Here is a 1,202-nt window from a genome sequence, read left to right as displayed (position 1 = left end):
GGAAATTTATTAAAGCAAAAGTAGGAGCTGAAAAAATCAAACTATTTATCGATGGGGAGCTTGTAGCAGAACACAAACGGAATTGGGGCTTACATCAGTGGGAAATGAATATTTATCACTATCTAAAAACCTTTGAAAAGAAAAAAGGTGCCATAGCTCAAAGTGAATGTTTGAAGCAGGCACCGGATGAAATTAAAATGATATACACCAATTATTATACAGGAAATGAAAAAGACTTCATAGAGTTACTTTTATATATTCAAGAAAAAGATAATTTAGGGCAAGTGTTAGAAGCTATTGAGAAACTAAATAATATTCGCTTTGGTTTTGTCACTACAGAAAGAATACAATTCATCTGTGAGCAAACCAATACTGACAAGTTAACTGATGAGAACAAGGACGACATCATGAAACAGTCAGAAAGAAATCTAAAAGCCTACGCAGATATGTTTGATCAATCTGAAGAAGGAGATATCTTATATGGATAAAAGGCAAGAGATTATTGAGCTGTGTAAGGAATTGCGTTTGCCTAGTATTCGAAGGATGGTCAATGATGAAAGTAATTTCAAAAAACCGGATGAGGCATTTGAAGTGTTACTTCAGGTGCTTCATCAAGAACATAGCGACCGACTGATACGGTCGAAACAGAATCGAATACGTACAGCCAATTTCCCACAGAAAAAATTATTGGAAGAATTAGTTGAAAGTTCTTTACCTGATCAGGCCCGACAAAAGTTACCTTATTTAAAAACGTTAAAGTTTATTGAAGAAGGACAAAATGTGATTTTTACAGGTTCACCCGGTACGGGGAAGTCGCACATTTCTATAGCACTCGGTATAGAAGCCTGTTTAGCTGGATATAAAGTCTTCTTTGCGACAGTACCATCTCTAATTAATCAACTTAAAGAATACAAATCTGAAAGAACTCTTCGCTCATTTGAATTGAAATTTGAAAGATATGATTTAGTAATCATTGATGAACTTGGATATATCTCATTTGATAAAGAAGGAGCAGAACTATTATTTACGCATTTATCATTACGTGCAGGGAGAAAGTCTACAATCATTACAAGCAATTTACCATTTTTAAAATGGCAAGAAATCTTTCATGATCCAGTTTTAACAGCTGCCTTAACGGATCGGCTTACACATAAGTCACATGTTATTAATATGAATGGGCCATCTTTTAGAATGAAAGAAAC

General features: G+C 34.4%; 1 protein-coding gene and 1 pseudogene. Both read left to right on the top strand.

Translation table 11 applies throughout. The features are described 5' to 3' along the window. A pseudogene (locus BN2144_RS19985) lies at positions 1–488 on the top strand (IS21 family transposase); the annotation flags it as partial. Further along, the coding region (istB, locus tag BN2144_RS00080; protein ID WP_033826338.1) for an IS21-like element helper ATPase IstB at positions 481–1,202 on the top strand (722 nt) is incomplete at its 3' end. The pseudogene BN2144_RS19985 and the gene istB, both read left to right, overlap by 8 nt.

Source organism: Bacillus andreraoultii, from assembly GCF_001244735.1.
Classification (GTDB): Bacteria; Bacillota; Bacilli; order Bacillales; family Caldibacillaceae; genus Caldifermentibacillus; species Caldifermentibacillus andreraoultii.
The sequence above is the reverse complement of the archived record's forward strand: the minus strand, read 5'-3'. Positions and strand labels throughout refer to the sequence as shown.